This window comes from Nocardioides sp. F233 (assembly GCF_057813895.1).
Window position 1 is genome coordinate 314528 of record NZ_JBVASH010000005.1, and the last position, 22692, is coordinate 337219.

Annotated in this window: 22 protein-coding genes; 21 read left to right on the forward strand and 1 reads right to left on the reverse strand. The window is 70.7% G+C overall.

Translation table 11 applies throughout. The features are described from left to right. Positions 1 to 2 precede the first annotated feature (2 nt). The 21 genes from ACZYRU_RS20570 (at position 3) to ACZYRU_RS20670 (ending at position 21649) form a co-directional block, all read left to right on the forward strand. Positions 3 to 1868 carry a cation:proton antiporter domain-containing protein gene (locus tag ACZYRU_RS20570; protein WP_488958958.1) on the forward strand — a complete coding sequence of 622 codons (1866 nt, stop codon included), beginning with the start codon at positions 3 to 5 and terminating at the stop codon, positions 1866 to 1868. A 36-nt stretch (positions 1869 to 1904) separates the two neighbouring features. Further along, positions 1905 to 2543, forward strand: coding sequence for an MBL fold metallo-hydrolase (locus tag ACZYRU_RS20575; RefSeq protein ID WP_488958959.1), 639 nt, complete (start codon positions 1905 to 1907; stop codon positions 2541 to 2543). A 63-nt stretch (positions 2544 to 2606) separates the two neighbouring features. Continuing rightward, positions 2607 to 3266 (forward strand): hypothetical protein, encoded by a 660-nt coding sequence (locus ACZYRU_RS20580; RefSeq protein WP_488958960.1) that lies wholly within the window; start codon positions 2607 to 2609, stop codon positions 3264 to 3266. Between the two features lie 5 nt (positions 3267 to 3271). Beyond that, positions 3272 to 3961, forward strand: coding sequence for a demethylmenaquinone methyltransferase (locus ACZYRU_RS20585; protein ID WP_488958961.1), 690 nt, complete (start codon positions 3272 to 3274; stop codon positions 3959 to 3961). Between the two features lie 11 nt (positions 3962 to 3972). Continuing rightward, the gene (locus ACZYRU_RS20590) at positions 3973 to 4443 is read left to right on the forward strand and encodes a hypothetical protein (RefSeq protein WP_488958962.1); all 471 of its coding nucleotides are present in this window, start codon (positions 3973 to 3975) and stop codon (positions 4441 to 4443) included. 171 nt (positions 4444 to 4614) lie between these two features. Next, on the forward strand, positions 4615 to 4971 hold the full coding sequence (locus ACZYRU_RS20595) for an NADH-quinone oxidoreductase subunit A (protein ID WP_488958963.1): 357 nt from the start codon (positions 4615 to 4617) through the stop codon (positions 4969 to 4971). Between the two features lie 4 nt (positions 4972 to 4975). Continuing rightward, on the forward strand, positions 4976 to 5530 hold the full coding sequence (locus ACZYRU_RS20600) for a NuoB/complex I 20 kDa subunit family protein (protein ID WP_141800511.1): 555 nt from the start codon (positions 4976 to 4978) through the stop codon (positions 5528 to 5530). Next, positions 5527 to 6228, forward strand: a complete 702-nt coding sequence (locus ACZYRU_RS20605; protein WP_488958964.1) for an NADH-quinone oxidoreductase subunit C — start codon at positions 5527 to 5529, stop codon at positions 6226 to 6228. Before ACZYRU_RS20600 ends, ACZYRU_RS20605 begins: the two co-directional genes overlap by 4 nt. Continuing rightward, on the forward strand, positions 6228 to 7580 hold the full coding sequence (locus tag ACZYRU_RS20610) for an NADH-quinone oxidoreductase subunit D (protein WP_488958965.1): 1353 nt from the start codon (positions 6228 to 6230) through the stop codon (positions 7578 to 7580). Before ACZYRU_RS20605 ends, ACZYRU_RS20610 begins: the two co-directional genes overlap by 1 nt. Next, on the forward strand, positions 7577 to 8281 hold the full coding sequence (gene nuoE / locus ACZYRU_RS20615; RefSeq protein WP_488958966.1) for an NADH-quinone oxidoreductase subunit NuoE: 705 nt from the start codon (positions 7577 to 7579) through the stop codon (positions 8279 to 8281). Before ACZYRU_RS20610 ends, nuoE begins: the two co-directional genes overlap by 4 nt. After that, a complete protein-coding gene (nuoF, locus tag ACZYRU_RS20620; protein ID WP_488958967.1) occupies positions 8278 to 9588 on the forward strand; it encodes an NADH-quinone oxidoreductase subunit NuoF in 1311 nt (436 codons plus the stop codon). Before nuoE ends, nuoF begins: the two co-directional genes overlap by 4 nt. Continuing rightward, positions 9585 to 12041, forward strand: a complete 2457-nt coding sequence (locus ACZYRU_RS20625) for an NADH-quinone oxidoreductase subunit G (protein WP_488958968.1) — start codon at positions 9585 to 9587, stop codon at positions 12039 to 12041. Before nuoF ends, ACZYRU_RS20625 begins: the two co-directional genes overlap by 4 nt. Further along, positions 12038 to 13348, forward strand: coding sequence for an NADH-quinone oxidoreductase subunit NuoH (gene nuoH / locus ACZYRU_RS20630; RefSeq protein WP_488958969.1), 1311 nt, complete (start codon positions 12038 to 12040; stop codon positions 13346 to 13348). The genes ACZYRU_RS20625 and nuoH overlap by 4 nt, the downstream gene beginning before the upstream one ends. After that, positions 13341 to 13910, forward strand: coding sequence for an NADH-quinone oxidoreductase subunit NuoI (nuoI, locus tag ACZYRU_RS20635; RefSeq protein ID WP_488958970.1), 570 nt, complete (start codon positions 13341 to 13343; stop codon positions 13908 to 13910). Before nuoH ends, nuoI begins: the two co-directional genes overlap by 8 nt. A gap of 26 nt (positions 13911 to 13936) precedes the next feature. Continuing rightward, a complete protein-coding gene (locus tag ACZYRU_RS20640) occupies positions 13937 to 14668 on the forward strand; it encodes an NADH-quinone oxidoreductase subunit J (protein WP_488959011.1) in 732 nt (243 codons plus the stop codon). Next, a complete protein-coding gene (gene nuoK, locus ACZYRU_RS20645; RefSeq protein WP_179729154.1) occupies positions 14661 to 14954 on the forward strand; it encodes an NADH-quinone oxidoreductase subunit NuoK in 294 nt (97 codons plus the stop codon). The genes ACZYRU_RS20640 and nuoK overlap by 8 nt, the downstream gene beginning before the upstream one ends. 10 nt (positions 14955 to 14964) lie before the next feature. Next, complete coding sequence (nuoL, locus tag ACZYRU_RS20650) at positions 14965 to 16908, forward strand: NADH-quinone oxidoreductase subunit L (protein ID WP_488958971.1); 1944 nt, start codon at positions 14965 to 14967, stop codon at positions 16906 to 16908. Next, a complete protein-coding gene (locus ACZYRU_RS20655; protein WP_488958972.1) occupies positions 16908 to 18440 on the forward strand; it encodes an NADH-quinone oxidoreductase subunit M in 1533 nt (510 codons plus the stop codon). Before nuoL ends, ACZYRU_RS20655 begins: the two co-directional genes overlap by 1 nt. Further along, positions 18440 to 20041 carry an NADH-quinone oxidoreductase subunit NuoN gene (nuoN, locus tag ACZYRU_RS20660; RefSeq protein WP_488958973.1) on the forward strand — a complete coding sequence of 534 codons (1602 nt, stop codon included), beginning with the start codon at positions 18440 to 18442 and terminating at the stop codon, positions 20039 to 20041. The genes ACZYRU_RS20655 and nuoN overlap by 1 nt, the downstream gene beginning before the upstream one ends. Beyond that, positions 20038 to 21054 (forward strand): polyprenyl synthetase family protein, encoded by a 1017-nt coding sequence (locus ACZYRU_RS20665; protein WP_488958974.1) that lies wholly within the window; start codon positions 20038 to 20040, stop codon positions 21052 to 21054. Before nuoN ends, ACZYRU_RS20665 begins: the two co-directional genes overlap by 4 nt. A gap of 94 nt (positions 21055 to 21148) precedes the next feature. After that, the gene (locus tag ACZYRU_RS20670) at positions 21149 to 21649 is read left to right on the forward strand and encodes a flavin reductase family protein (protein ID WP_488958975.1); all 501 of its coding nucleotides are present in this window, start codon (positions 21149 to 21151) and stop codon (positions 21647 to 21649) included. A 115-nt stretch (positions 21650 to 21764) separates the two neighbouring features. Here the strand turns inward: ACZYRU_RS20670 and rarD are convergent, their stop codons facing one another. Then, positions 21765 to 22673, reverse strand: a complete 909-nt coding sequence (gene rarD / locus ACZYRU_RS20675) for an EamA family transporter RarD (RefSeq protein WP_488958976.1) — start codon at positions 22671 to 22673, stop codon at positions 21765 to 21767. Positions 22674 to 22692: the final 19 nt, after the last annotated feature.

A 22692-nucleotide genomic window follows, 5' to 3' on the forward strand; every position in this document is an offset into this window, starting at 1 on the left:
CCGTGGAGATCGCCTTCCTGCTCGTCGCCATCGCGGCAACGGTGCTCACCGTCACCGCGATCTCGGAGCGCGTCGAGCTCCCGGCGCCGCTGGCCCTCGTGGTGGTGGGCGTCGCGGCGTCGTACGTCCCCGGCGTGCCGGAGCTGCGTCTCGAGCCCGAGGTCGTGCTGCTCGGCCTGCTGCCGCCGCTGCTGTACTCCGCGGCGGTCAACACCTCACTCGTCGACTTCAACGCCAACCGGCGCCCGATCCTGCTGCTCTCCGTGGGCCTGGTCGCCTTCACGACCTTCGGCGTCGCGGCGGTCATCCGCCTGGTGATCCCGGACGTCGAGTGGCCCCTGGCGCTCGCGATCGGAGCGGTCGTCGCGCCGCCCGACGCCGTCGCCGCGACCGCGATCGGCCGCCGGATCGGGCTGCCACGGCGGATCGTCACGATCCTCGAGGGCGAGTCGCTGTTCAACGACGCGAGCGCCCTGGTCGCGCTGCGGGCCGCCGTCACCGCCATCGGTACGACGGTCACCGCCTGGCAGGTCGGGCGCGACTTCGTCATCGCAGCAGGTGGTGGCGTGGCGATCGGCGCGCTGACCTTCGTGGTCGTCGGCTTCCTGCGCAAGAAGATCACCGACCCGCTGATGGACACCGCCATCTCGCTGGTGATCCCGTTCGCGGCGTACATCGTGGCCGAGGAGATCCACGCGTCCGGTGTGGTCGCGGTCGTCGTCGCGGGCCTCGCGCTCGGGCACGTCGCGCCGGTGCTGCAGACCGCGCAGTCGCGGATCGCGGAGCGGATGAACTGGCGCACGATCGCCTACGTCCTGGAGAACACGGTCTTCCTCCTCATCGGGCTGCAGGCCGACTGGCTGCTCGGCGAGGTCGACAAGAGCGAGTTCGGGGCCGGGACCATCGCCGCCGCCTGTGCCGCCGCGTTCGTGGCCGTCGTGGTGCTGCGGATGACGTGGGTGTTCGCCGGCCAGGCGTTCCTGTTCCGCCACGGCCCGGACCCGGTGACCGGGGAGCAGCGCTCGTGGCGCTACTCGTTCCTCATCGGCTGGGCCGGCATGCGCGGCGTGGTCACCCTGGCCGCGGCGTTCACCGTCCCCGAGCACACGGCCCACCGGGAGGTGCTGCTGATCGTGGCTTTCACGGTCGTGGCCGGCACCCTGCTCGGGCAGGGCCTGACCCTGCCGCTGATCGCCCGCAAGCTGCACGTCCCGTCGCCCGACCCGCACGACGACGCCCTCGCCCGGGCCACCCTGCTGCAGCAGGCCGCGAAGGCCGGTATCCACCGGCTCGACGAGCTGGCCGCCGACTGCGACGACCCGCACCAGGTCCGTGCCCTGATCGTCCAGCGCATCGAGCAGCGCAACTTCGCGGCCTGGGAGCGGCTCGGCACCACCGAGGGCGAGGAGAGCCCGAGCGACCTCTACTCCCGATGGCGCGGCGAGATGATCGAGGCCGAGCGCCGCCGGGTGCTGGAGATCCGGTCCACCGGATCGGTGCCCTCGGAGATCGTCAGTGAGGTGCTGGCCATGCTCGACGTCGAGGAGTCCATGCTCGACGCCGCCGAGGCCGCCCGCGCCGACCTGCGCGCCACCAGCCGCGTCCAGCGCAACGACGGCTGCGAGCACCTCGCCAGCACGCCGCTCCTCGACCCGCCGGACGACCTGGTGTGTGCCGAGTGCGTCGCCGAGGGCACCCGCTGGGTCGCCCTGCGGATGTGTCTGTCCTGCGGTCAGGTCGGCTGCTGCGACTCGTCCCCGAGCCGGCACGCCACTGCCCACTTCCGCGCTGCCCAGCACCCCGTCATCCGCTCGGTCGAGCCGGACGAGGACTGGCGCTGGTGCTACGTGCACCACCAGACCGGCTGAGCCCGCACCCGACAGCCCAGGACTACCGTGGGCTTCATGCGTCTCACCAAGTTCGGTCACTCCGCGGTCCGGCTCGAGCACGCCGGTACGACGCTCGTCCTCGACCCCGGCGTCTGGAGCCAGCGCGAGTCGGTCGAGGGTGTGGACGCGGTGCTGATCACCCACGAGCACGTCGACCACTACGCGCCCGACCACCTGCGCGCCACGGATGCGCCGATCTTCACGATCGACGCGGTCGCGGCCCAGATCCGCGAGCACGCGCCCGACCTGCTCGAGCGGGTCACCGTGGTCGCGCCCGACGAGGCCTGGACGATCGGCGACATCGCGGTCCGCGCCGTGGGCGAGCTGCACGCGGTGATCCACCCGGAGCTGCCGCGCTTCCACAACAGCGGCTACCTGCTGACCGCGGGGGAGAGCACGGTCTTCCACCCCGGTGACGCGCTGATCCCGCCGGGTGTCACGGTCGACGTGCTCCTGGCGCCGGTGTGCGCGCCGTGGATGCGGGTCTCCGAGGGCGTCGACTTCGCCCGCGAGGTGGGTGCGGCGCGCAACGTCGCGATCCACGACCGGGTGTTCTCGCCGGAGGGGCTCGGTGTCGCCGACGCCCAGTTCGGCCGGTTCCTGGAGGCGGCCGGCCAGGAGTACGCGCGACTGGCCGACGGCACCGACCTCTGAGGACCGGATCTCTCTGACCGGCCCGGTCAGCAGACGCTCAGGATGACCCGGCATGATGGCCTGATGCCGATCGCTCGATCCACCGTCGTGGGCGCCACCACCGGCGTCCTCCTCCTCGCCGGAGCCGTGGGCTTCGGCGTCGGCCTGCCGAAGGTCGTCGACGACACGGCCGCGGTGCCCTCGCTGCCGACCAAGCTCGACGACCGTTTCGTCGCGCTCCAGGCGATCACGCCGGAGCAGGCCGGGGCGACCTCGCCCGACCAGGCTGCGCAGATCAAGACCTTCACCGACCGCGCCGCGAAGTCGGAGGCGGAGACCCGCAAGATCCTGGCCAAGCAGTACGACTCCGCCGCCGTGCGTGCGTACATCGACGTGCCGGCTGCGTCCGCGTCCTCGCAGTCCATCCCCGCCCAGATCGCGGTGACGGTCATCCCCGGCGACGCCGGCCTGGTCAACCCGAGCGGTCCGTTCGTCGTCGACGAGTCGGGCTCGCACTACACGCTCGAGGTCATCCGCGGCAGCCACTGCGCCGTCGCGTGGAACGAGCCGGTCGACCAGACCACCGGCACGCCCACCGGCCAGAAGCCCACGGGCGCCGACTACCGCGTCCAGTGCCGCAAGGAGGTCGACGGCCTCACCTACGACCTCTACACCAACGGCCTCACGCCCAACGAGGTCGCGTCGTACGTCGACAAGGTGCTCGAGCTCACCGGAAAGGCCTGACCGGCGTGGCCCGTGCAGCCCTCGACAAGCAGCCCGCCGACGTCCGCCGGATGTTCGACACGGTCGCGCGACGCTACGACCTGACCAACGACATCCTGTCCTTCGGGCAGGACCGTCGCTGGCGGCGCGACGTGCTGGCCGCGGTCGACCCGTCGTACGGCGACCGGGTGCTCGACCTCGCCGCCGGCACCGGTACCTCCAGCCAGCCGTTCCTCGACGCCGGCGCCGAGGTCGTGCCGTGCGACTTCTCGATCGGCATGCTCCAGGTGGGCAAGAAGCAGCTGCCCCACCTGCCCTTCACCGCCGGGGACGGCACGAAGCTCCCGTTCCGCGACGCGACCTTCGACGCGGTCACGATCTCCTTCGGACTGCGCAACATCGTGGACCCGCTGGCCGGCCTCGCCGAGATGCGCCGGGTCACCAAGCCCGGCGGCCGGCTGGTGGTGTGCGAGTTCAGCCACCCCACGTGGAGCCCGTGGCGCACGGTCTACATCGAGTACCTGATGAAGGCACTGCCGACCGTGGCCCGCACCGTCTCCTCGGCCCCCGACGCCTACGTCTACCTGGCCGAGTCGATCCGGGCCTGGCCCGACCAGCGCGGCCTGGCCGACCTGATCGCCGAGGCCGGCTGGACGAAGCCGGAGTGGCGCAACCTGTCGGGCGGCATCGTCGCCCTGCACCGCGCCACCGCCTGACGGACGAGCCCGTGGACTCGCCCGCCGACCGTGTCGAGTGGACGGTCACCAGCGAGGAGCAGACCGCCCTCGTCCGTACGTCGACCTGGCGCCTGTGGCGCAAGCTCGCGCTCTACGTCGTGGTCCTCTTCGGCTGCGGCATGGCCGTGCTCGGCTCGGCTCGCTGGGGCACGCCGGGCCTGCTCCTCGGCCCGGCGACCGGGGTGGTCATGGGGACCTGGTTCTGGCTGTCGGCCCGATCGTCGGTGCGCAGGATGCTGCTCGCCGCCTACCCGGTCGGTGCCACGGTGGCGGCGGAGGCGACCCACGACACGTTGCGGCTCGAGACGGCGGTCGGGGCCAGCGACCTGCCCTGGGAGCGCCTGACCCAGGTGGTGCCGGGGCCGGTCGTCGTGCTGGCCCGGGACGCGGTCGACCGGCAGTGGGTCACTCTCCCGCGCCAGCTGGTCCCGGATGCCTGGCTGCACCATCTCGCACGCTGAATTACGCAACCCTCTCGTTTGTTAAATCCGCAGGTCAGGGCCGGTGCCGGCGTACCCGAGCGTGCCGGGAACCCCTGATGACCACCCCCCTGTGACGAGGTCTCCGGGCAGTGGCAGGATGTGTGACACGCCACTAGTGATTCTGTTCACAAGATCACGAGAGGGAGGCTCATGGAGCTCTACACGCCGGTACTGGTGCTGGCGGCACTGGCCGCGTTGTTCGCGGTCGGGTCGGTCGTCATGAGCACGATGGTGGGGCCGCGGCGCTACAACCGCGCCAAGTACGACTCCTACGAGTGCGGCATCGAGCCGACTCCCCAGGCGCTGACGGGCCGCTTCCCGGTGAAGTACTACATCACCGCGATGCTCTTCATCGTCTTCGACATCGAGATCGTCTTCCTCTACCCGTGGGCCGTGCGCTTCGACGCCATGGGCTGGTACGGGCTGATCGAGATGGTCCTGTTCATCGCCACGGTCTTCGTGGCCTATGCGTACGTCTGGCGTCGCGGCGGACTGGATTGGGACTGATCTGATGGGCGTCGAAGAGAAGCTCCCGAGCGGAGTCCTGCTGAGCACGGTCGAGGGCCTGGCCGGCTACATGCGCAAGGCCAGCTTCTGGCCCGCGACCTTCGGGCTCGCGTGCTGCGCGATCGAGATGATGACCAGCGGCGGCCCGAAGTACGACCTCGCCCGGTTCGGCATGGAGGTCTTCCGGGCCAGCCCGCGCCAGGCCGACCTGATGATCGTGGCCGGTCGGGTCAGCCAGAAGATGGCCCCGGTGCTGCGCCAGATCTACGACCAGATGGCCGAGCCCAAGTGGGTTCTCGCGATGGGCGTGTGCGCCAGCAGCGGCGGCATGTTCAACAACTACGCGATCGTCCAGGGCGTCGACCACGTCGTCCCCGTCGACATGTACCTCCCGGGCTGCCCGCCGCGCCCGGAGATGCTCATCGACGCGATCCTCAAGCTCCACGACAAGGTCCAGCACACCCCGCTCGGTGCCAACCGTCAGGCCCAGATCCGCGAGCTCGAGGCCGAGGGCCTGGTCGCCCTGCCGACGAGCGACATGAGGGGGATGCTCCGGTGAGCGACGAGGTTTCGACAGGCTCGACCGGCGAGGTCGCCGAGACCGAGGACGCCCCGGCCGCCGAGGTCGAGGTCCGCGCGGTCGGCGAGCGCCACGGCATGTTCGGCGTGCAGGGCTCCGGCGACACCAGCGGGTACGGCGGCCTGGTGGCTCCCGTGGTCCTGCCCGGTGCCGCGCAGCGTCCCTACGGCGGCTGGTTCGACGCCGTCGCCGACGTCCTCGACCCGCTGATCGAGCAGGTCGTGATCCACTGCGGCGAGATCACCTTCCACGTGCACCGCGACCACCTGGTCGAGGTGGCGAAGAAGCTCCGCGACGACCCGAGCCTGCGCTTCGAGCTGCTCTCGGGCGTGAGTGGCGTGCACTACCCGGGCGACACCGGACGCGAGCTGCACGCGGTCTACCACCTGATGTCGTTCACCTGGAACCGCCGGGTCCGGGTCGAGGTCGCCGTACCCGACAGCGACCCGCACCTGCCGTCCCTCGTCCCGGTCTACCCCGCGGCCGACTGGCACGAGCGGGAGACCTGGGACATGTTCGGCCTGCAGTTCGACGGCCACCCGGCGCTGACCCGGATCCTGATGCCCGACGACTGGCCGGGCCACCCGCAGCGCAAGGACTACCCGCTCGGCGGCATCCCCGTCGAGTACAAGGGCGCCAGCGTGCCACCGCCGGACCAGCGGAGGAGCTACAACTGATGAGCACCGACTTCTACGCCGACGGCACCGGGACCACCGAGGGCAAGGTCTTCACGGTCACCGGCCAGGACTGGGACGAGATCGCCGCCGACATGGGCGACGCCGACGCCGCCGAGCGGATCGTCGTCAACATGGGCCCGCAGCACCCGTCGACGCACGGCGTGCTCCGGCTCATCCTCGAGATCGAGGGCGAGACGGTCACCGAGGCCCGCTGCGGCATCGGGTACCTGCACACCGGCATCGAGAAGAACATGGAGTACCGCTCCTGGACGCAGGGCGTCACGTTCTGCACCCGGATGGACTACCTCGCCCCGTTCTTCAACGAGATGACCTACGTGCTGGGCGTCGAGCGACTGCTCGGCATCGAGGACGGCCAAGGAAACAGCACAGTTCCGGAGAAGGCCCAGATCATGCGGGTCCTGCTCATGGAGCTCAACCGGATCTCCTCCCACCTGGTGTGCATCGCCACCGGCGGCATGGAGATCGGCGCCCTGACGGTGATGACCATCGGCTTCCGCGAGCGTGAGCTGGTCCTCGACCTGTTCGAGCTGATCACCGGCCTGCGGATGAACCACGCGTTCATCCGTCCCGGCGGTGTCGCCCAGGACCTGCCGCCCGGCGCCCTCGACGAGATCCGCTCCTTCGTGGCCCTGATGAAGAAGCGCCTGCCGGAGTACGCCGCGCTGTGCAACGCGAACCCGATCTTCAAGGCCCGCCTGGACAACGTCGGCCACCTCGACCTCGAGGGCTGCATGGCGCTCGGCCTGACCGGCCCGGTGCTGCGCAGCACCGGCTACGGCTTCGACCTGCGCAAGGCGCAGCCCTACAGCGGCTACGAGACCTACGACTTCGACGTGCAGACCTGGGACACCGCCGACTCCTACGGCCGGTTCCGGGTGCGCCTCAACGAGATGCACGAGTCCCTCAAGATCATCGAGCAGGCCGCCGACCGGCTGGCGAAGCTCGAGGGGGCACCGGTCATGGTCGCCGACAAGAAGATCGCCTGGCCCAGCCAGCTGTCCATCGGCAGCGACGGCATGGGCAACAGCCTCGACCACATCCGCCACATCATGGGCGAGTCGATGGAGGCCCTGATCCACCACTTCAAGCTGGTGACCGAGGGCTTCCGGGTCCCGGCCGGCCAGGCCTACGTACCTGTCGAGTCGCCGCGCGGCGAGCTCGGCGCGCACGTCGTCTCCGACGGCGGCACCCGTCCCTTCCGGGCGCACTTCCGCGACCCGTCGTTCAACAACCTCCAGGCGATGGGCGTGATGAGCGAGGGCGGCCAGATCGCCGACGTCATCGTCGCCATCGCGAGCATCGACCCGGTCATGGGAGGCGTCGACCGATGAGCACCCAGCCCCTCGACGACAAGACGATCGCCGAGCTGCGCGAGATCGCCGAGCGCTACCCCGAGCCGCGCTCGGGCCTGCTGCCGATGCTGCACCTCGTGCAGTCGGTGCAGGGCCGGATCACCCCCGAGGGCATCGAGGCCTGCGCCGCGATCCTCGAGATCAGCGCCGCCGAGGTCAACGGCGTCGCGACGTTCTACACGATGTACAAGCGCCACGGCGTCGGCGACTACCACGTCGGCGTCTGCACCAACACGCTGTGCGCGGTGATGGGTGGCGACGCGATCTTCGCCCGGCTCAAGGACCACCTCGACATCGGCAACGACGAGGTCGCCGTCCAGCGCCAGGGCGACTCCCGCACGGTCAGCCTCGAGCACATCGAGTGCAACGCCGCCTGCGACTACGCGCCGGTGATGATGGTCAACTGGGAGTTCATGGACAACCAGACCCCCGAGTCGGCGGTCCAGGTGGTCGAGGCGCTCCGCGCCGGCCACGAGGTCAGCTCGACCCGCGGCCCCAAGCTCTGCACCTGGCGCGAGGCCGAGCGGGTGCTCGCCGGCTTCCCCGACGGCCGCGTCGACGAGGGCCCCTCCGCGGGCCCCGCCTCGATCGCCGGTCTCGAGATCGCCCGCGAGCGCGGCTGGCACGCCCCCGACCCGGCGGCCGCCCCCGCCGTCGAGGCCAAGGAGAGCGGAGCATGAGCGACGTGCTGACCCCGGTCCTCACGGACATCTGGGACGCCGAGCAGTCCTGGAAGCTCGCGACGTACGCCGGCAAGGGTGGCTACTCCGCCCTCGACGTCGCGTTCGCGATGAGCCCCGACGACGTCATCACCGCCGTGAAGGACAGCGGCCTGCGCGGCCGTGGCGGCGCCGGCTTCCCGACCGGGATGAAGTGGTCGTTCATCCCGCAGGACAACCCGAAGCCGAAGTACCTCGTGGTCAACGCGGACGAGTCCGAGCCGGGCACCTGCAAGGACATCCCGTTGATGATGGGCAACCCCCACGTCCTCGTCGAGGGCGTCATCATCAGCTCCTACGCCATCCGCGCCAACAAGGCGTTCATCTACATCCGCGGCGAGGTCGTGCACGTCATCCGCCGGGTGCAGGCCGCCGTCGCCGAGGCGTACGCCGCCGGCCACCTCGGCACGAACATCCACGGCTCCGGCTACGACCTCGACGTCGTCGTCCACGCCGGCGCCGGCGCCTACATCTGCGGCGAGGAGACCGCCCTCCTCGAGGGCCTCGAGGGCCGCCGCGGACAACCGCGGCTGCGCCCGCCCTTCCCCGCCGTCGCCGGCCTCTACGCCAGCCCGACGGTCATCAACAACGTCGAGTCGATCGCGTCGGTCCCGGCGATCGTCAAGAACGGCGCCGCCTGGTTCGGCTCGATGGGGACCGAGAAGTCCAAGGGGCACGGCATCTTCTCGCTGTCCGGCCACGTCCAGAAGCCCGGCCAGTACGAGGCGCCGCTCGGCATCACGCTGCGCGAGCTGCTCGACCTCGCCGGCGGCATCCGCGAGGGCCACCAGCTGAAGTTCTGGACCCCCGGCGGCTCGAGCACCCCGCTGCTCACGGCCGAGCACCTCGACGTACCCCTCGACTTCGAGGGCGTCGGCGCGGTCGGCTCGATGCTCGGCACCCGCGCCCTGCAGATCTTCGACGAGACCGTGTGCGTGGTCCGCGCCGTCCTGCGCTGGACCGAGTTCTACAAGCACGAGTCCTGCGGCAAGTGCACGCCCTGCCGCGAGGGCACCTGGTGGCTGGTCCAGGCGCTCACCCGCCTCGAGAACGGACAGGGCAGCGAGGCCGACCTCGACCAGCTGCTCGACCAGTGCGACAACATCCTCGGCCGCTCGTTCTGCGCGCTCGGCGACGGTGCCACCAGCCCGGTGTCGAGCTCGATCCAGCACTTCCGCGACGAGTACCTCGCGCACCTGGCGCAGGGTGGCTGCCCGTTCGACCCCGCGCGGTCGACGGCCTGGTCCGGAACGGAGGTCTCGGCATGACGGTTTCGACAGGCTCAACCAGCGGAGGCGTCGAGAAGACCGACCTGGTCACCGTCACCATCGACGGCGTCCAGGTCAGCGTTCCCAAGGACACCCTGGTGATCCGGGCCGCCGAGCAGGTCGGTGTGCAGATCCCGCGGTTCTGCGACCACCCGCTGCTCGCGCCGGTCGGTGCCTGCCGCCAGTGCCTGGTCGACGTCCCCGACGCCGGCAACGGCCGCGGCTTCCCCAAGCCGCAGGCCTCCTGCACGCTGCCGGTCGCCGAGGGCATGGTCGTCAGCACCCAGGTCACCAGCCCGGTCGCCGACAAGGCGCAGCAGGGCGTGATGGAGCTACTGCTCATCAACCACCCGCTCGACTGCCCGGTCTGCGACAAGGGCGGCGAGTGCCCGCTGCAGAACCAGGCGATGTCCAACGGGCAGGGCGAGTCCCGCTTCTCCGACGACCGCAACCGCGGCGTGAAGCGCACCTTCCCCAAGCCGATCAACCTCTCGCCGACCGTGCTGCTCGACCGCGAGCGCTGCATCGTGTGCCAGCGCTGCACCCGGTTCGCCGACGAGATCGCCGGCGACCCGTTCATCGCGCTCGTCGAGCGCGGCGCCCAGCAGCAGATCGGCATCGCCGAGGACGCGCCCTTCCTGTCGTACTTCTCCGGCAACGTCATCCAGATCTGCCCGGTCGGTGCCCTCACCTCCGAGCAGTACCGCTTCCGCTCCCGCCCGTTCGACCTGGTCTCGACGCCGGGCATCGCCGAGCACGACGCGTGCGGCTCCGCGATCCGCGTCGACCACCGCCGCGGCACCGTGCTGCGCCGTCAGGCCGGCAACGACCCGGCCGTCAACGAGGAGTGGATCAGCGACAAGGACCGGTTCGCCTTCGCCTACACGCAGGGCGACGACCGGATCGGCTACCCGCAGGTCCGCGACACCCTGCCTGATGGAGGACGGGGCTCCCTGCGGCCGGCGTCCTGGCCCGAGGCCTTCACGGTCGCGGCCCGCGGACTCGCCGCCGCGAAGGAGGCCGGCGGCGTCGGCGTGCTGACCGGCGGCCGGCTCAGCGCCGAGGACGCCTACGCCTACGGCAAGCTCGCCCGGGTCGCGCTCGGCACCAACGACATCGACTTCCGGGCTCGCCCGCACTCCGCCGAGGAGGCGGCCTTCCTCGCCACCAGCGTCGTGTTGACCGGCCCCGGCAACGGCGGTGTCACGTACGACGACCTGGAGTCGGCGGCGAAGGTCGTCCTCGTGGGCCTGGAGCCCGAGGACGAGGCCGCCGCGATCTTCCTGCGGCTGCGCAAGTCGGTCCGCGCCGGCGGCACCGAGGTCATCAGCCTCGCGCCGTTCACGACCCGCGGCCTGGCGAAGCTGTCCGCCCGTGTGGTCCCGACCGCGCCCGGCGACGAGCCGACCGCGCTGCGCGCCCTCGCCGGCGAGCTGGACGCCACGAGCGTCGTGCTGGTGGGGGAGCGGCTCGCCACGGTGCCCGGCGCGCTGAGCGCCGCCGCCGAGGTCGCCGGCTCCACCGGAGCCCGCCTGGCCTGGGTCCCGCGCCGCGCGGGTGACCGTGGGGCGCTCGAGGCCGGCTGCCTGCCCACCCTGCTGCCCGGCGGTCGCCCTGTCGACGACGCCCGGGCCCGGGTCGACGTCGCCGCCGCCTGGGGCGTCGAGCACCTGCCCGAGACCGAGGGTCGCAGCGCCGACGGGATCGTCGAGGCGCTCCTCGACGGGACGCTGGGTGGCCTCGTGATCGCCGGCGTCGACCCCGACGACACGAGCAACCCCGCCGCCACCCGCGCAGCGATCGACGCTGCCGGGTTCGTGGTCGCGCTCGACCTGCGTCGTACCGAGGTGACCGACCGGGCCGACGTGGTCTTCCCGGTCGCGCCGACCGCCGACAAGGCCGGCACCTTCGTCAACTGGGAGGGCCGGGTCCGCAGCTGGGAGGCCGCGCTCCACCACCCGGCGTCGCTGCCCGACCTGCGCGCCCTGGCCGGCATCGCCGACGAGATGGGCAGCCCGCTGGGCTTCCGCACCGTCGACGAGGTCCGCGCCGAGATGGCCCAGCTCGGACCGTGGGACGGCGAGCGGACGCGTCTCGATACGTCCTCGCTCGTTCCTCACGAGGACTTCTCGACGAGCTCGGGGACGGTCAGGCTCGCGACCTGGAAGCAGCTGCTCGACAACGGCTCGCTCCAGGACGGCGACAAGTTCCTCAAGGCGACGGCCCGCACGCCGGTCGCGCTCGTCACGCCGGCCGACTTCGACCGCTACGGGCCGACCGTCACCCTCACCGGTGACCGCGGCTCGATGACGCTGCCGGCCGAGATCTGCGACGACCTCGTCGAGGGCGTGGTCTGGGTGCCGGCCAACTCGGTCGGCAACGGTGTCCTCGCCGACCTGGCGTCCGCGGGCGCCACGGTCACCATCACGGGAGCGGAAGGGGTGCACGGGTGAACGAGTCGCTCGCACTGTTCGGCAAGGACCCCTGGTGGGTCGTCGGGCTCAAGACCCTGCTGATCTTCGTCATCCTGGTCCTGCTCACGCTGTTCAACATCTGGTGGGAGCGCCGGGTCGTGGCCCGGATGCAGCACCGGATCGGCCCCAACGTGCACGGCCCCTTCGGCCTGCTGCAGTCGCTGGCCGACGGCGTGAAGCTGGCCTTCAAGGAGGACCTGATCCCCAAGGCCGCCGACAAGGTGGTCTTCGTCCTCGCCCCGGTGATCGTCGTGGTGCCGGCGTTCGTGACGTTCAGCGTCATCCCGTTCGGGCCGGAGGTGAGCTTCTTCGGGCACCGGACGCCGCTGCAGCTCACCGACATGCCGGTGGCCGTGCTCTTCGTGATGGCGATCGCCTCGATCGGCATCTACGGCATCGTCCTCGGCGGCTGGTCCAGCGGCTCGACGTACTCGCTGCTGGGTGGTCTGCGCTCGAGCGCGCAGATGATCTCCTACGAGGTCGCCATGGGCCTCGCGCTGGTCGCGGTGTTCATGTACGCCGGCTCGATGTCGACCAGCGAGATCGTCGCCGCGCAGGGCGACTGGTGGTTCGGGCTGATCCTGCTGCCGTCGTTCGTGATCTACACGATCGCCATGGTCGGCGAGACCAACCGGGCGCCGTTCGACCTCCCCGAGGCCGAGGGCGAGCTGGTCGGCGGCTTCCACACCGAGTACTCCAGCCTGAAGTTCGCGCTGTTCTTCCTCGCCGAGTACATCAACATGGCGACCGTCTCCGCGCTCGCGACCACCCTCTTCCTGGGCGGCTGGCACGCGCCGTTCTGGATCGACCACGTGTGGGCCGGCGCCAACGAGGGCTACTGGCCGGTGCTCTGGTTCTTCGGCAAGGTGCTCGGCTTCATCTTCGTCTTCATCTGGCTGCGCGGCTCGCTGCCGCGACTGCGCTACGACCAGTTCATGGCGTTCGGCTGGAAGCGGCTGATCCCCGTCTCGCTGGTGTGGATCGTCGCGGTCGCCACGATGCGGGCCGCCCGCAACGAGGGCGTGTTCGGCGAGAGCTTCGGCACCAACCCGCAGTTCTGGCTGATCCTGGCCGGCGTGCTGCTGGTGGTCCTGCTGGTGTCCTTCTTCGTCCCGGAGAAGGACGAGGAGGCCGCCGCCGAGCCGGTCCGGCCGCGTGCCGGGGGCTTCCCGGTGCCGCCGATGCCCGCGGGCGGTGCCGTGCGCGGTGCCGCCGCGCCGCTGGTGTTCCGCACGTCCGACAACGTCAGTGAGACCGTCCGCGACGCAGGGGTGAGCAATGGCTGACCAGCCACAGGAGAAGGGCCCGACGCTCAAGGAGCAGTTCTGGGACCCGGTCGCCGGGTTCGGCGTCACCTTCCGGACGATGTTCCGCAAGGTCGTCACCGAGCAGTACCCCAAGGAGAAGTTCCCCACCGCGCCGCGCTTCCACGGCCGTCACCAGCTCAACCGCTGGCCCGACGGCCTCGAGAAGTGCGTCGGGTGCGAGCTGTGCGCCTGGGCCTGCCCCGCCGACGCGATCTACGTCGAGGGTGCCGAGAACGTCGACCAGCCCGACGCCGAGGGGAACTCGCAGCGCTACAGCGCCGGAGAGCGCTACGGCCGCGTCTACCAGATCAACTACCTGCGCTGCATCCTGTGCGGGCTGTGCATCGAGGCCTGCCCTACCCGGGCGCTGACGATGACCAACGAGTACGAGCTCGCCGACGACAGCCGCGCCAGCCTGATCTACGAGAAGTCCGACCTGCTGGCGCCGCTGCTGCCGGGCATGGAGCAGCCGCCCCACGCCCAGCTGCTCGGCACGGACGAGGACTACTACCGGGGCGAGTTCAAGGGGGCCGAGCAGTGACCGCCTTCTGGGTCCTCGCGCCGATCATGGTGCTCGCCGCGCTCGGCATCCTGTTCGTGCGCAAGGCGGTTCACGCCGCGCTGCTGCTGGCCGTGGTGATGATCAGCCTCGCCGTGCTGTACGCCGTCCTCGAGGCGCCGTTCCTCTTCGCGGTGCAGATCATCGTCTACACCGGCGCGATCCTGATGCTGTTCCTCTTCGTGCTGATGCTGGTCGGCGTCGACGCCTCCGACTCCACGGTCGAGACGATCAAGGGCCAGCGGCCGCTGGCCTGGCTGGTCGGCCTCGCGTTCGTCGTGGTGATGGTGGTCGGCCTGACCCAGCTCACCTTCGGCACCGCGGTCGGACTCGACGAGGCCAACGCGGGCGGCAACGTCCAGGCCCTGGCCGACCTGCTGTTCTCGCGCTACGTCTTCATCTTCGAGGCCACCAGCGCCCTGCTCATCACCGCCGCAGTCGGCGCGATGGTGCTGGCCCACCGCGAGCGGCTCACCCCGAAGCGCACCCAGGCGAGCATCGCCGCCGACAAGATCCGCGCGTACGCCGAGACCGGCGCCCACCTCGGCCCGCTGCCGCCACCGGGTGTCTACGCCCGCCACAACGCGGTCGACACCCCGGCCCTGCTGCCCGACGGCAGCCCGGCGCCCGCGTCGGTCTCCCGGGTGCTCGCGGCCCGCGGCACGATGCAGAAGACCGGCCTCAAGGACATCGAGGCGATCAAGGACCAGCTCGGGGTTGAGGAGGAGTCCGATGACTGAGTACGTCGTGCTGAGCGCGATCCTCTTCACCATCGGGTCGATCGGGGTGCTCACCAGGCGCAACGCGATCGTCGTGTTCATGTGCGTCGAGCTGATGCTCAACTCCTGCAACCTTGCTTTCGTCGCCTTCGCCCACCAGCACGGCAACCTCGACGGCCAGATCGCCGCCTTCTTCGTGATGGTGGTGGCCGCGGCCGAGGTCGTGGTCGGGCTCGCGATCATCATGACCATCTTCCGGACCCGTCGCTCGGCCTCGGTCGACGACGCGAGCCTGCTGAAGTTCTGAGGACGGGACGATGCACGCACTCACCGCGCTGACCCTCAAGGCCAGCGAGACGCACATCCCCGTGGTCTCGCCGACCGACGCCGACGGGCCGTTCACCCTGCTCTGGCTGATCATCGCGCTGCCGCTGGTCGGCGCCGCGGTGCTGCTGCTCGGCGGCCGCTACACCGACAAGTGGGGCCACCTGCTCGGTACGGCGACCTCCGCGACGTCCTTCGTGATCAGCCTCGTGCTGTTCCTCAACCTGCTCGGTCGCGACGAGGGGGACCGTCAGGTCTCGCAGCACCTCTACGACTGGATCGACGCCGGCAGGCTGCACATCGGCATGGACCTGCTCTACGACCCGCTGGCGGCGCTCTTCCTGCTGCTGATCACCGGCGTCGGCTCGCTGATCCACGTCTACTCGATCGGCTACATGGCCCACGACCCGCGCCGGCGCCGGTTCTTCGCGTACCTGAACCTGTTCGTCGCGGCCATGCTCATGCTGATCCTCGCGGAGAACTACGTGGGCCTGTTCCTGGGCTGGGAGGGCGTCGGCCTCGCGTCGTACCTCCTCATCGGGTTCTGGCAGCACAAGCCGTCGGCCGCCGCCGCGGCCAAGAAGGCGTTCGTCATCAACCGGGTGGGCGACCTGGGCATGGGCCTGGCGATCTTCCTGATGATCGTCACCTTCGGCACCACCAGCTTCAGCGGCGTCAGCGCCCTGGCCGGCGGGGCGACCGAGACCACGCTCAACTGGATCGGCGTGCTGCTGCTCGTCGGCGCCTGCGGCAAGTCGGCCCAGGTCCCGCTCCAGGCCTGGCTCCTGGACGCGATGGAGGGCCCGACCCCGGTCTCTGCCCTCATCCACGCGGCAACCATGGTCACCGCTGGCGTCTACCTGATCACCCGCTCCAACTTCGTCTTCGAGCTCGCGCCGACCGCCCAGACCGCGGTGGTCATCGTGGCCACGGTGACGCTGCTGTGGGGTGCGATCATCGGGTGCGCGAAGGACGACATCAAGAAGGGTCTGGCCGGCTCCACCATGAGCCAGATCGGCTACATGATGCTCGGCGCCGGTCTCGGCGTCGCGGGCTACGCCTTCGCGATCTTCCACCTGCTGACCCACGGCTTCTTCAAGGCCAACATGTTCCTCGGCGCCGGCTCGGTGATGCACGCCATGGACGACGACGTCGACATGCGCCACTACGGTGCGCTGCAGAAGGCGCTGCCCATCACGTTCGCGACCTTCGCGCTCGGGTTCCTCGCGATCATCGGCATCCCGCCGTTCGCCGGCTTCTGGTCGAAGGACAAGATCATCGAGGTCGCGCTGACCGAGAACCCGGTCGTCGGCATCTGTGCTCTGCTCGGCGCGGGCATCACCGGCTTCTACATGACCCGGATGATGCTGATGACCTTCTTCACCAAGAAGCGCTGGGAGAAGGGCGTCCACCCGCACGAGAGCCCGCTGGTGATGACCATCCCGCTGATGGTCCTCGCCGCGCTCTCCGCCCTCGGCGGCCTGATGCTCGCCGGCAACTGGATCGTCGACTTCCTCAGCCCGGTCGTGGGCCACGCCGAGCACGAGGAGCCGCCGCTGCCGGTCCTCGTGCTCACGCTGATCACGATCGCCGTGGTCGCTGCCGGCGTGGCGCTCGCCTGGGTCCTGGTCGGCCAGCGCGACGTACCGCGCACCGCGCCGGCCGACGTCTCCCTCGCCACGAAGGCCGCCCGTGCGGACCTCTACGGCGACGCGATCAACGAGGGCCTGGTCGTCAACCCGGGCCGCGCCACGGTGCGCGCGCTCACCGACGGTGACCGCACCCTCGTCGACGGCCTCTTCATGGGCGGTACGACGGTCCTCGCCGGCACCGGCGAGCTGCTCCGGCGGCTCCAGAACGGCTACGTCCGGTCCTACGCCCTCGGCATCCTCGGTGGCGCACTGCTCCTCGTCCTGACCCTGGTGGTGGTGAACTGATGCTGTCCCTGCTCGTCTGGCTGCCGATCGCCGGTGCGGTCGCCGTCGTGCTGCTCCCGCGCACGGTGAGCAAGACCGCCGGCCTCGGCGTCGCGCTGGCGACCCTGGTCGTCGGCGTGGTCGTCGCCGCGTCGTACGACGCCGACGGCGGTCGCCAGCTCACCGAGGAGCACGAGTGGATCAAGGCGTTCGGGGTGCACTACGCCCTCGGCGTCGACGGTCTCGGCCTGCTGCTGGTCCTGCTGACGGTCCTGCTCGTCCCGCTGGTGCTCGGCGCCGAGTGGTTCAAGGCCGACGCTGAGGGCTCGGCCGGCGCCCGTGCGTTCGTCGCGTGGACCCTCGCGCTCGAGGGTCTCTCGCTCGCGGTGTTCTGCGCGACCGACGTGTTCCTGTTCTACGTCGTCTTCGAGGCGACGCTGATCCCTGCCTACTTCCTGGTCGGCGGCTTCGGCCGCGAGGGCCGGGGCGCGGCGGCGCTGAAGTTCCTGATGTTCCAGCTCGCGGGCGGTCTGATCCTGCTCGCCGCGGTGATCGGTCTCTACGTCGTCTCCGCCCAGCAGGGCGAGCCGTCGTACCTGCTGTCCGACCTCGAGAAGCTCGACATCGGCACCGAGGCCGGACGCTGGCTGTTCTTCGGCTTCTTCATCGCCTTCGCGATCAAGGCGCCGCTGTTCCCGCTGCACACCTGGCTGGCCGACACGACCGAGAAGGCGACGCCCGGCACCGGTGTGCTGCTCGTCTGCATCCTCGACAAGATCGGCACCTTCGGGATGATGAGGTTCTGCCTCGGCATCTTCCCCGAGGCCTCGCAGTGGGCGACCCCGCTGGTCATCACGCTGGCGCTGATCTCCGTGGTCCACGGCGCGTTCATCGCGATCGGCCAGGACGACATCTTCCGCCTCATCGGTCTGACCTCGCTGAGCCACTTCGGCCTGATCACGCTGGGTGTCTTCACGATGACCAGCCAGGGCGGCACCGGCGCGATCCTCTACATGGTCAACCACGGCCTCGGCACCGCTGCGCTGTTCCTGGTCGCCGGCTACCTCTACGACCGCAGCGGCACCGCCTCGATCCGCGAGATGCGCGGCGTCGAGAAGGTCGCGCCGGTCCTGGCCGGGCTGCTGCTCGTCGCCGGCCTGGCCACGCTCGGCCTGCCCGGGCTCTCGCCGTTCGTCAGCGAGTTCCTGGTGTTCGTCGCGGCGTTCGACTACGGCTGGTACGTCGGTGCGATCGCCGTCACCGCGGTGGTGCTGTCCGCGATCTACGTGCTGTGGATGTACCAGCGCACGATGACCGGCCCCACGCCGCCCGAGGTGGAGGCGACGACGAAGGACCTCGGCGTCCGCGAGATCGTCGCCGTCGCCCCGCTGATGGCCGCGCTGGTGTTCTTCGGGTTCTACCCCGCACCGCTGCTCGACGTGAGCAACCCGATGGTGGGCGACCTGATGCACCAGATGGGGATCCAGGACGACGCGCCGACCGTCGTCCACGCCGACCTTGATGGCGGCCACGAGGGCGAGGGGGCCAACTGATGGAGTTCGTGAAGCCCGAGCTCGAGTACGCCGAGCTGCTGCCGATCCTCATCGTCCTCGGCGGCGCCTGCGTCGGCGTCGCGCTGGAGGCGTTCCTGCCGCGCGGCACCCGCCGGCTGCCCCAGGTGGGCCTGGCCGCGGTCACCGTGATCGCCGCGCTCGTGTCGACCGTCGTGGTCGGCAGGAACCTCGACGTGCACAAGGGCGCCGACGGCGCCGAGGGTCGCGGCCTGGTCGGCGCGATGGGCAGCGTCGTCGTCGACGGCCCGACGGTCTACCTCTGGGGCCTGCTGCTCGTCTTCGCCCTGGGCGGCGTCGCGCTCTTCGCCGAGCAGCGGCTCGAGGGCGGCGTCTCCGCCTTCACCGGCCAGGCGGCCGCGCTGCCCGGCACCGAGAGCGAGCGCGAGGCATCGACCCGGGGGCTCGAGCACACCGAGGTCTACCCGCTGCTCCTGTTCGCCGTCAGCGGCATGCTGCTCTTCCCGGCGTCCGGTGACCTGCTCACCATGTTCGTGGCCCTGGAGATCCTGTCCCTGCCGCTCTACCTGCTCTGCGGCCTGGCGCGCCGACGCCGCCTGCTGAGCCAGGAGGCGGCGATGAAGTACTTCCTCCTGGGCGCCTTCGCCTCCGGCTTCTTCCTGTACGGCGCCGCGCTCGTCTACGGCTACGCGGGCTCGGTCTCCTTCGCCGGCATCAACGAGGCGGTCCGCGCCGGCACGGCCAACCACGGCCTGCTGCTCGCCGGCATCGGCCTGCTCGCCGTCGGCCTGCTGTTCAAGATCGGCGCCGCGCCCTTCCAGGCCTGGACCCCCGACGTCTACCAGGGCGCGCCCACCGCGGTGACCGCGTTCATGGCCGCCGGCACCAAGGTCGCCGCCTTCGGCGCCCTGCTCCGGCTCCTGTACGTCGCCTTCGGTGGCGAGCGCTGGAGCTGGCAGCCCATGCTGTGGGTCATCGCGATCGCCTCGATGGTCCTCGGTGCCGTTCTCGCGATCGTCCAGAACGACGTCAAGCGGATGCTCGCCTACTCCTCGGTCGCCCACACCGGCTTCATCCTGGTCGGCGTGCTGGGCGTGCAGAGCGCCGGCGAGCTCGCGAAGGGCCAGTACACCTCGCTCGAGGGCGTGCTCTTCTACCTCACCACCTACGGCTTCGCCATGATCGGCGCGTTCGCGATCGTCACGCTGGTCCGCGACGCGGGCGGCGAGGCGACGGCGTACGAGCGCTGGGCCGGCCTCGGTCGGACCTCCCCACTGGTGGCCGGCGCGTTCGCCTTCTTCCTGCTCTCCATGGCCGGGATCCCGCTGACCGCGGGCTTCATCGGCAAGTGGGCCGTGTTCACCTCGGCCCTGTCCGCGGGGGCGTGGCCGGTGGTCCTGGTGGCGATCGCGTGCAGCATCCTGGCGATCACGTTCTACGTCCGGCACATCCGGCTGATGTTCTTCACCGAGCCCAGCGCGGACGGCGCGGGCGTGGTCACCCGGTCCTCGCTGCTGACCTCCGGCACCATCGCGGTGTGCCTGGTCGCGACCCTGGTCATGGGCATCGTGCCGGGCCCGGTTCTCGATCTCGTGACCCGTACGGGAGACTTCATCAGGTGAACACACCTGGGGCCGAGCTTGCGCTGCCGATCGACGACTCCGCTCTCGCCGACCGCCTGCGGGCGCGGATGGCGACGGTCGAGGAGGCCCTCTACGGCCACGCGTCCAGCCGGGCGCCGTACGTCACCGAGGCGGCGCGCCACCTGCTGGCCGCCGGCGGCAAGCGGTTCCGGCCGCTGCTGGTCCTCCTGGCGGCCGAGGCCGGCCCCCGGCCCGACGCCGACGAGGTGCTCACCGCGGCCTGCGTCGTGGAGATCACCCACGTCGGCTCGCTGTACCACGACGACGTCATGGACGAGGCCGCGCTGCGCCGCGGCGAGGACTCGGCCAACGCCCGCTACGACAACCTGGTCGCGATCCTCACCGGCGACTGGCTGTTCGCGAAGTCCTCGGAGCTGACCGCCCAGCTGGGCCCGGACGCCGTACGCATCCAGGCCGAGACCTTCACCCGCCTCGTCGAGGGCCAGATCCTCGAGACCGTGAAGCCCGGCCCCGACGAGGACGCGCTGGCCCACTACCTCGAGGTCGTCGCCGGCAAGACCGGCTCCCTGATCGCCACCTCGGCTCGGTACGGCGCGCTGTTCTCCGGCGCCTCGGCGTCGGTCGTCGCGGCGTTGACCGAGTACGGCGAGCTCGTCGGCACTGCCTTCCAGCTCTCCGACGACATCCTCGACATCGCCTCCGAGAGCGAGGAGTCCGGCAAGACGCCCGGCACCGACCTCAAGGAGGGCGTGCCCACCCTGCCGGTGCTCATGGCCCGGGCCTCCACCGACCCGGCCGACGCCCGCCTGCTCGAGCTCCTCGACCCGTCCCGGTCCGACCTGGCCGCCGATGCGCAGCTGCACGCCGAGGCGCTCGACCTGCTCCGCAAGCACCCCGCGATGGACCAGGCGCAGGCGTACGTCGTCGCCCGGGCCCAGGAGGCCAAGCAACTCCTCCAGGCGCTGCCCGAGGGATCGGTCCGGACCGCCCTCGAGGCGTTCGCCGACGTCGTGGCGGTTCGCTCCGCCTGAACCGGCTGGTGATCGGCGCCGCCTGTCAGGGGGTCGGCCGATCCGTTGCAGGCTCCTCTCGGCGAACACGAGTAAAACGGCTAACTTGGTCGGCATGACCTTGCTGGGCACGAACCAGGACCTGGACGCGGTTGCCCTGCGCCGGGCCTTCGGGTCCTTCCCGACGGGCGTGGTCGCGCTCGCCGCGGAGGTCGACGGTCGCCCGGTCGGCCTGGCCGCCAGCTCGTTCACCTCCGTCAGCCTCGACCCGCCCCTGGTCTCGATCTCACTCGCCGCGGGCTCCCGAACCTGGCCCACCCTCCGCGGCGCCCCCTGCCTCGGTGTCACCGTCCTCGCCGACCACCACGGCGCGGTGTGCCGCCAGCTCTCCGGCCCCGTCGACGCCCGCTTCAGCGGCCTGCCGCTCACCGTCGCCCACGACGGCGCCGTCACCCTCGACGAGGGCCTCGAGCGGTTCTCCTGCTCGCGCTACCGCGAGGTCGAGGCCGGCGACCACGTCCTCGTCCTGCTCCGGGTCCACGCCGTCGACTCCGGCGCCGGACACCCGCTCGTCTTCCACCGCAGCGGCTTCGGCCGGCTCGAGCGCTCGGCCTGAGCTGCTCCTCCCGATCGCCTCGCGCGGCGGCGACGTGCACCCCGTCTGCCGCCGCGCGAGGTTCGTCATCTGTTTGGCGCTCGTTGCGCTGGCGCGACGGAGATCCTTCGGCGGCTCAGACCGCGCAGTTCTCGGCGGCGATCGCCAGCTGGCGGCGGTGGTGACGGAGCGCCTCGGTGGTGAGGACGACGAGGGCGACCCAGACCAGCCCGAACCCGATCCAGCGGCCGGTGGGCATCTGCTCGCCGAGGAGGGTGACGCCGAGGGCGAACTGGATGGTCGGCGTGAGGTACTGCAGCAGGCCGAGCGTGGTCATCGAGACCCGCGTGGCGGCGCCGCCGAAGCAGAGCAGGGGGATGGCCGTGACCACGCCGCTCGCGACGAGCAGGAAGACATGGCCGGGGCCCTCGCTGGCGAAGTGGGCGTGCCCGGTGCTGCCGAGCCAGACCAGGTAGCCGAGGGCGAACGGCGCGATGACCGCGGTCTCGAAGGCCAGGCTCTCGATCGCGCCGACACCGGCGGACTTCTTGGCCAGCCCGTACGTGCCGAACGAGAGGGCGAGGACGAGCGCGAGAACCGGGGGTCGGCCGTAGTCGAGGGTGAGCACGACGACGGCGGCGAACCCGATGGCGAGGGCGGTCCACTGCACGGGCCGGAGGCGCTCGCCGAGGACGAGGACGCCGAGCAGCACGGTGACGAGCGGGTTGATGAAGTAGCCCAGGGACGTCTCGACCACGCGGTCGGTGTTGACGCCGTAGATGTAGGTGCCCCAGTTGCAGGTGATCGTGGCGGCCGCGACCACCAGCAGCAGTGCCGTACGACGGTCGCGGAGCACCGCCCGGAACGCGCCCACGTGGCGCAGCGCGACAACGAGCACGCCCATGACGACCAGGGACCAGAGCATGCGGTGGGCGAGGATCTCGAGGGCACCACTGGGTTTGAGCAGCGGCCAGTACAGGGGAAAGGCACCCCACATCAGGTAGGCGAGGAACCCGAGGGTGAAGCCGCGGCGCTGGTCCGACACACTGGGACCCTAGCGACGT

What these genes read in the sequence shown, in the direction of transcription:
- ACZYRU_RS20575 (WP_488958959.1), top strand. Translation starts at nt 1,905, where the DNA reads ATGCGTCTCACCAAGTTCGGTCACTCCGCGGTCCGGCTCGAGCACGCC.
- ACZYRU_RS20580 (WP_488958960.1), top strand. Translation starts at nt 2,607, where the DNA reads ATGCCGATCGCTCGATCCACCGTCGTGGGCGCCACCACCGGCGTCCTC.
- ACZYRU_RS20595 (WP_488958963.1), top strand. Translation starts at nt 4,615, where the DNA reads ATGGAGCTCTACACGCCGGTACTGGTGCTGGCGGCACTGGCCGCGTTG.
- ACZYRU_RS20600 (WP_141800511.1), top strand. Translation starts at nt 4,976, where the DNA reads ATGGGCGTCGAAGAGAAGCTCCCGAGCGGAGTCCTGCTGAGCACGGTC.
- ACZYRU_RS20610 (WP_488958965.1), top strand. Translation starts at nt 6,228, where the DNA reads ATGAGCACCGACTTCTACGCCGACGGCACCGGGACCACCGAGGGCAAG.
- nuoE (WP_488958966.1), top strand. Translation starts at nt 7,577, where the DNA reads ATGAGCACCCAGCCCCTCGACGACAAGACGATCGCCGAGCTGCGCGAG.
- nuoF (WP_488958967.1), top strand. Translation starts at nt 8,278, where the DNA reads ATGAGCGACGTGCTGACCCCGGTCCTCACGGACATCTGGGACGCCGAG.
- ACZYRU_RS20625 (WP_488958968.1), top strand. Translation starts at nt 9,585, where the DNA reads ATGACGGTTTCGACAGGCTCAACCAGCGGAGGCGTCGAGAAGACCGAC.
- nuoI (WP_488958970.1), top strand. Translation starts at nt 13,341, where the DNA reads ATGGCTGACCAGCCACAGGAGAAGGGCCCGACGCTCAAGGAGCAGTTC.
- ACZYRU_RS20640 (WP_488959011.1), top strand. Translation starts at nt 13,937, where the DNA reads ATGGTGCTCGCCGCGCTCGGCATCCTGTTCGTGCGCAAGGCGGTTCAC.
- nuoK (WP_179729154.1), top strand. Translation starts at nt 14,661, where the DNA reads ATGACTGAGTACGTCGTGCTGAGCGCGATCCTCTTCACCATCGGGTCG.
- nuoL (WP_488958971.1), top strand. Translation starts at nt 14,965, where the DNA reads ATGCACGCACTCACCGCGCTGACCCTCAAGGCCAGCGAGACGCACATC.
- ACZYRU_RS20655 (WP_488958972.1), top strand. Translation starts at nt 16,908, where the DNA reads ATGCTGTCCCTGCTCGTCTGGCTGCCGATCGCCGGTGCGGTCGCCGTC.
- nuoN (WP_488958973.1), top strand. Translation starts at nt 18,440, where the DNA reads ATGGAGTTCGTGAAGCCCGAGCTCGAGTACGCCGAGCTGCTGCCGATC.
- ACZYRU_RS20670 (WP_488958975.1), top strand. Translation starts at nt 21,149, where the DNA reads ATGACCTTGCTGGGCACGAACCAGGACCTGGACGCGGTTGCCCTGCGC.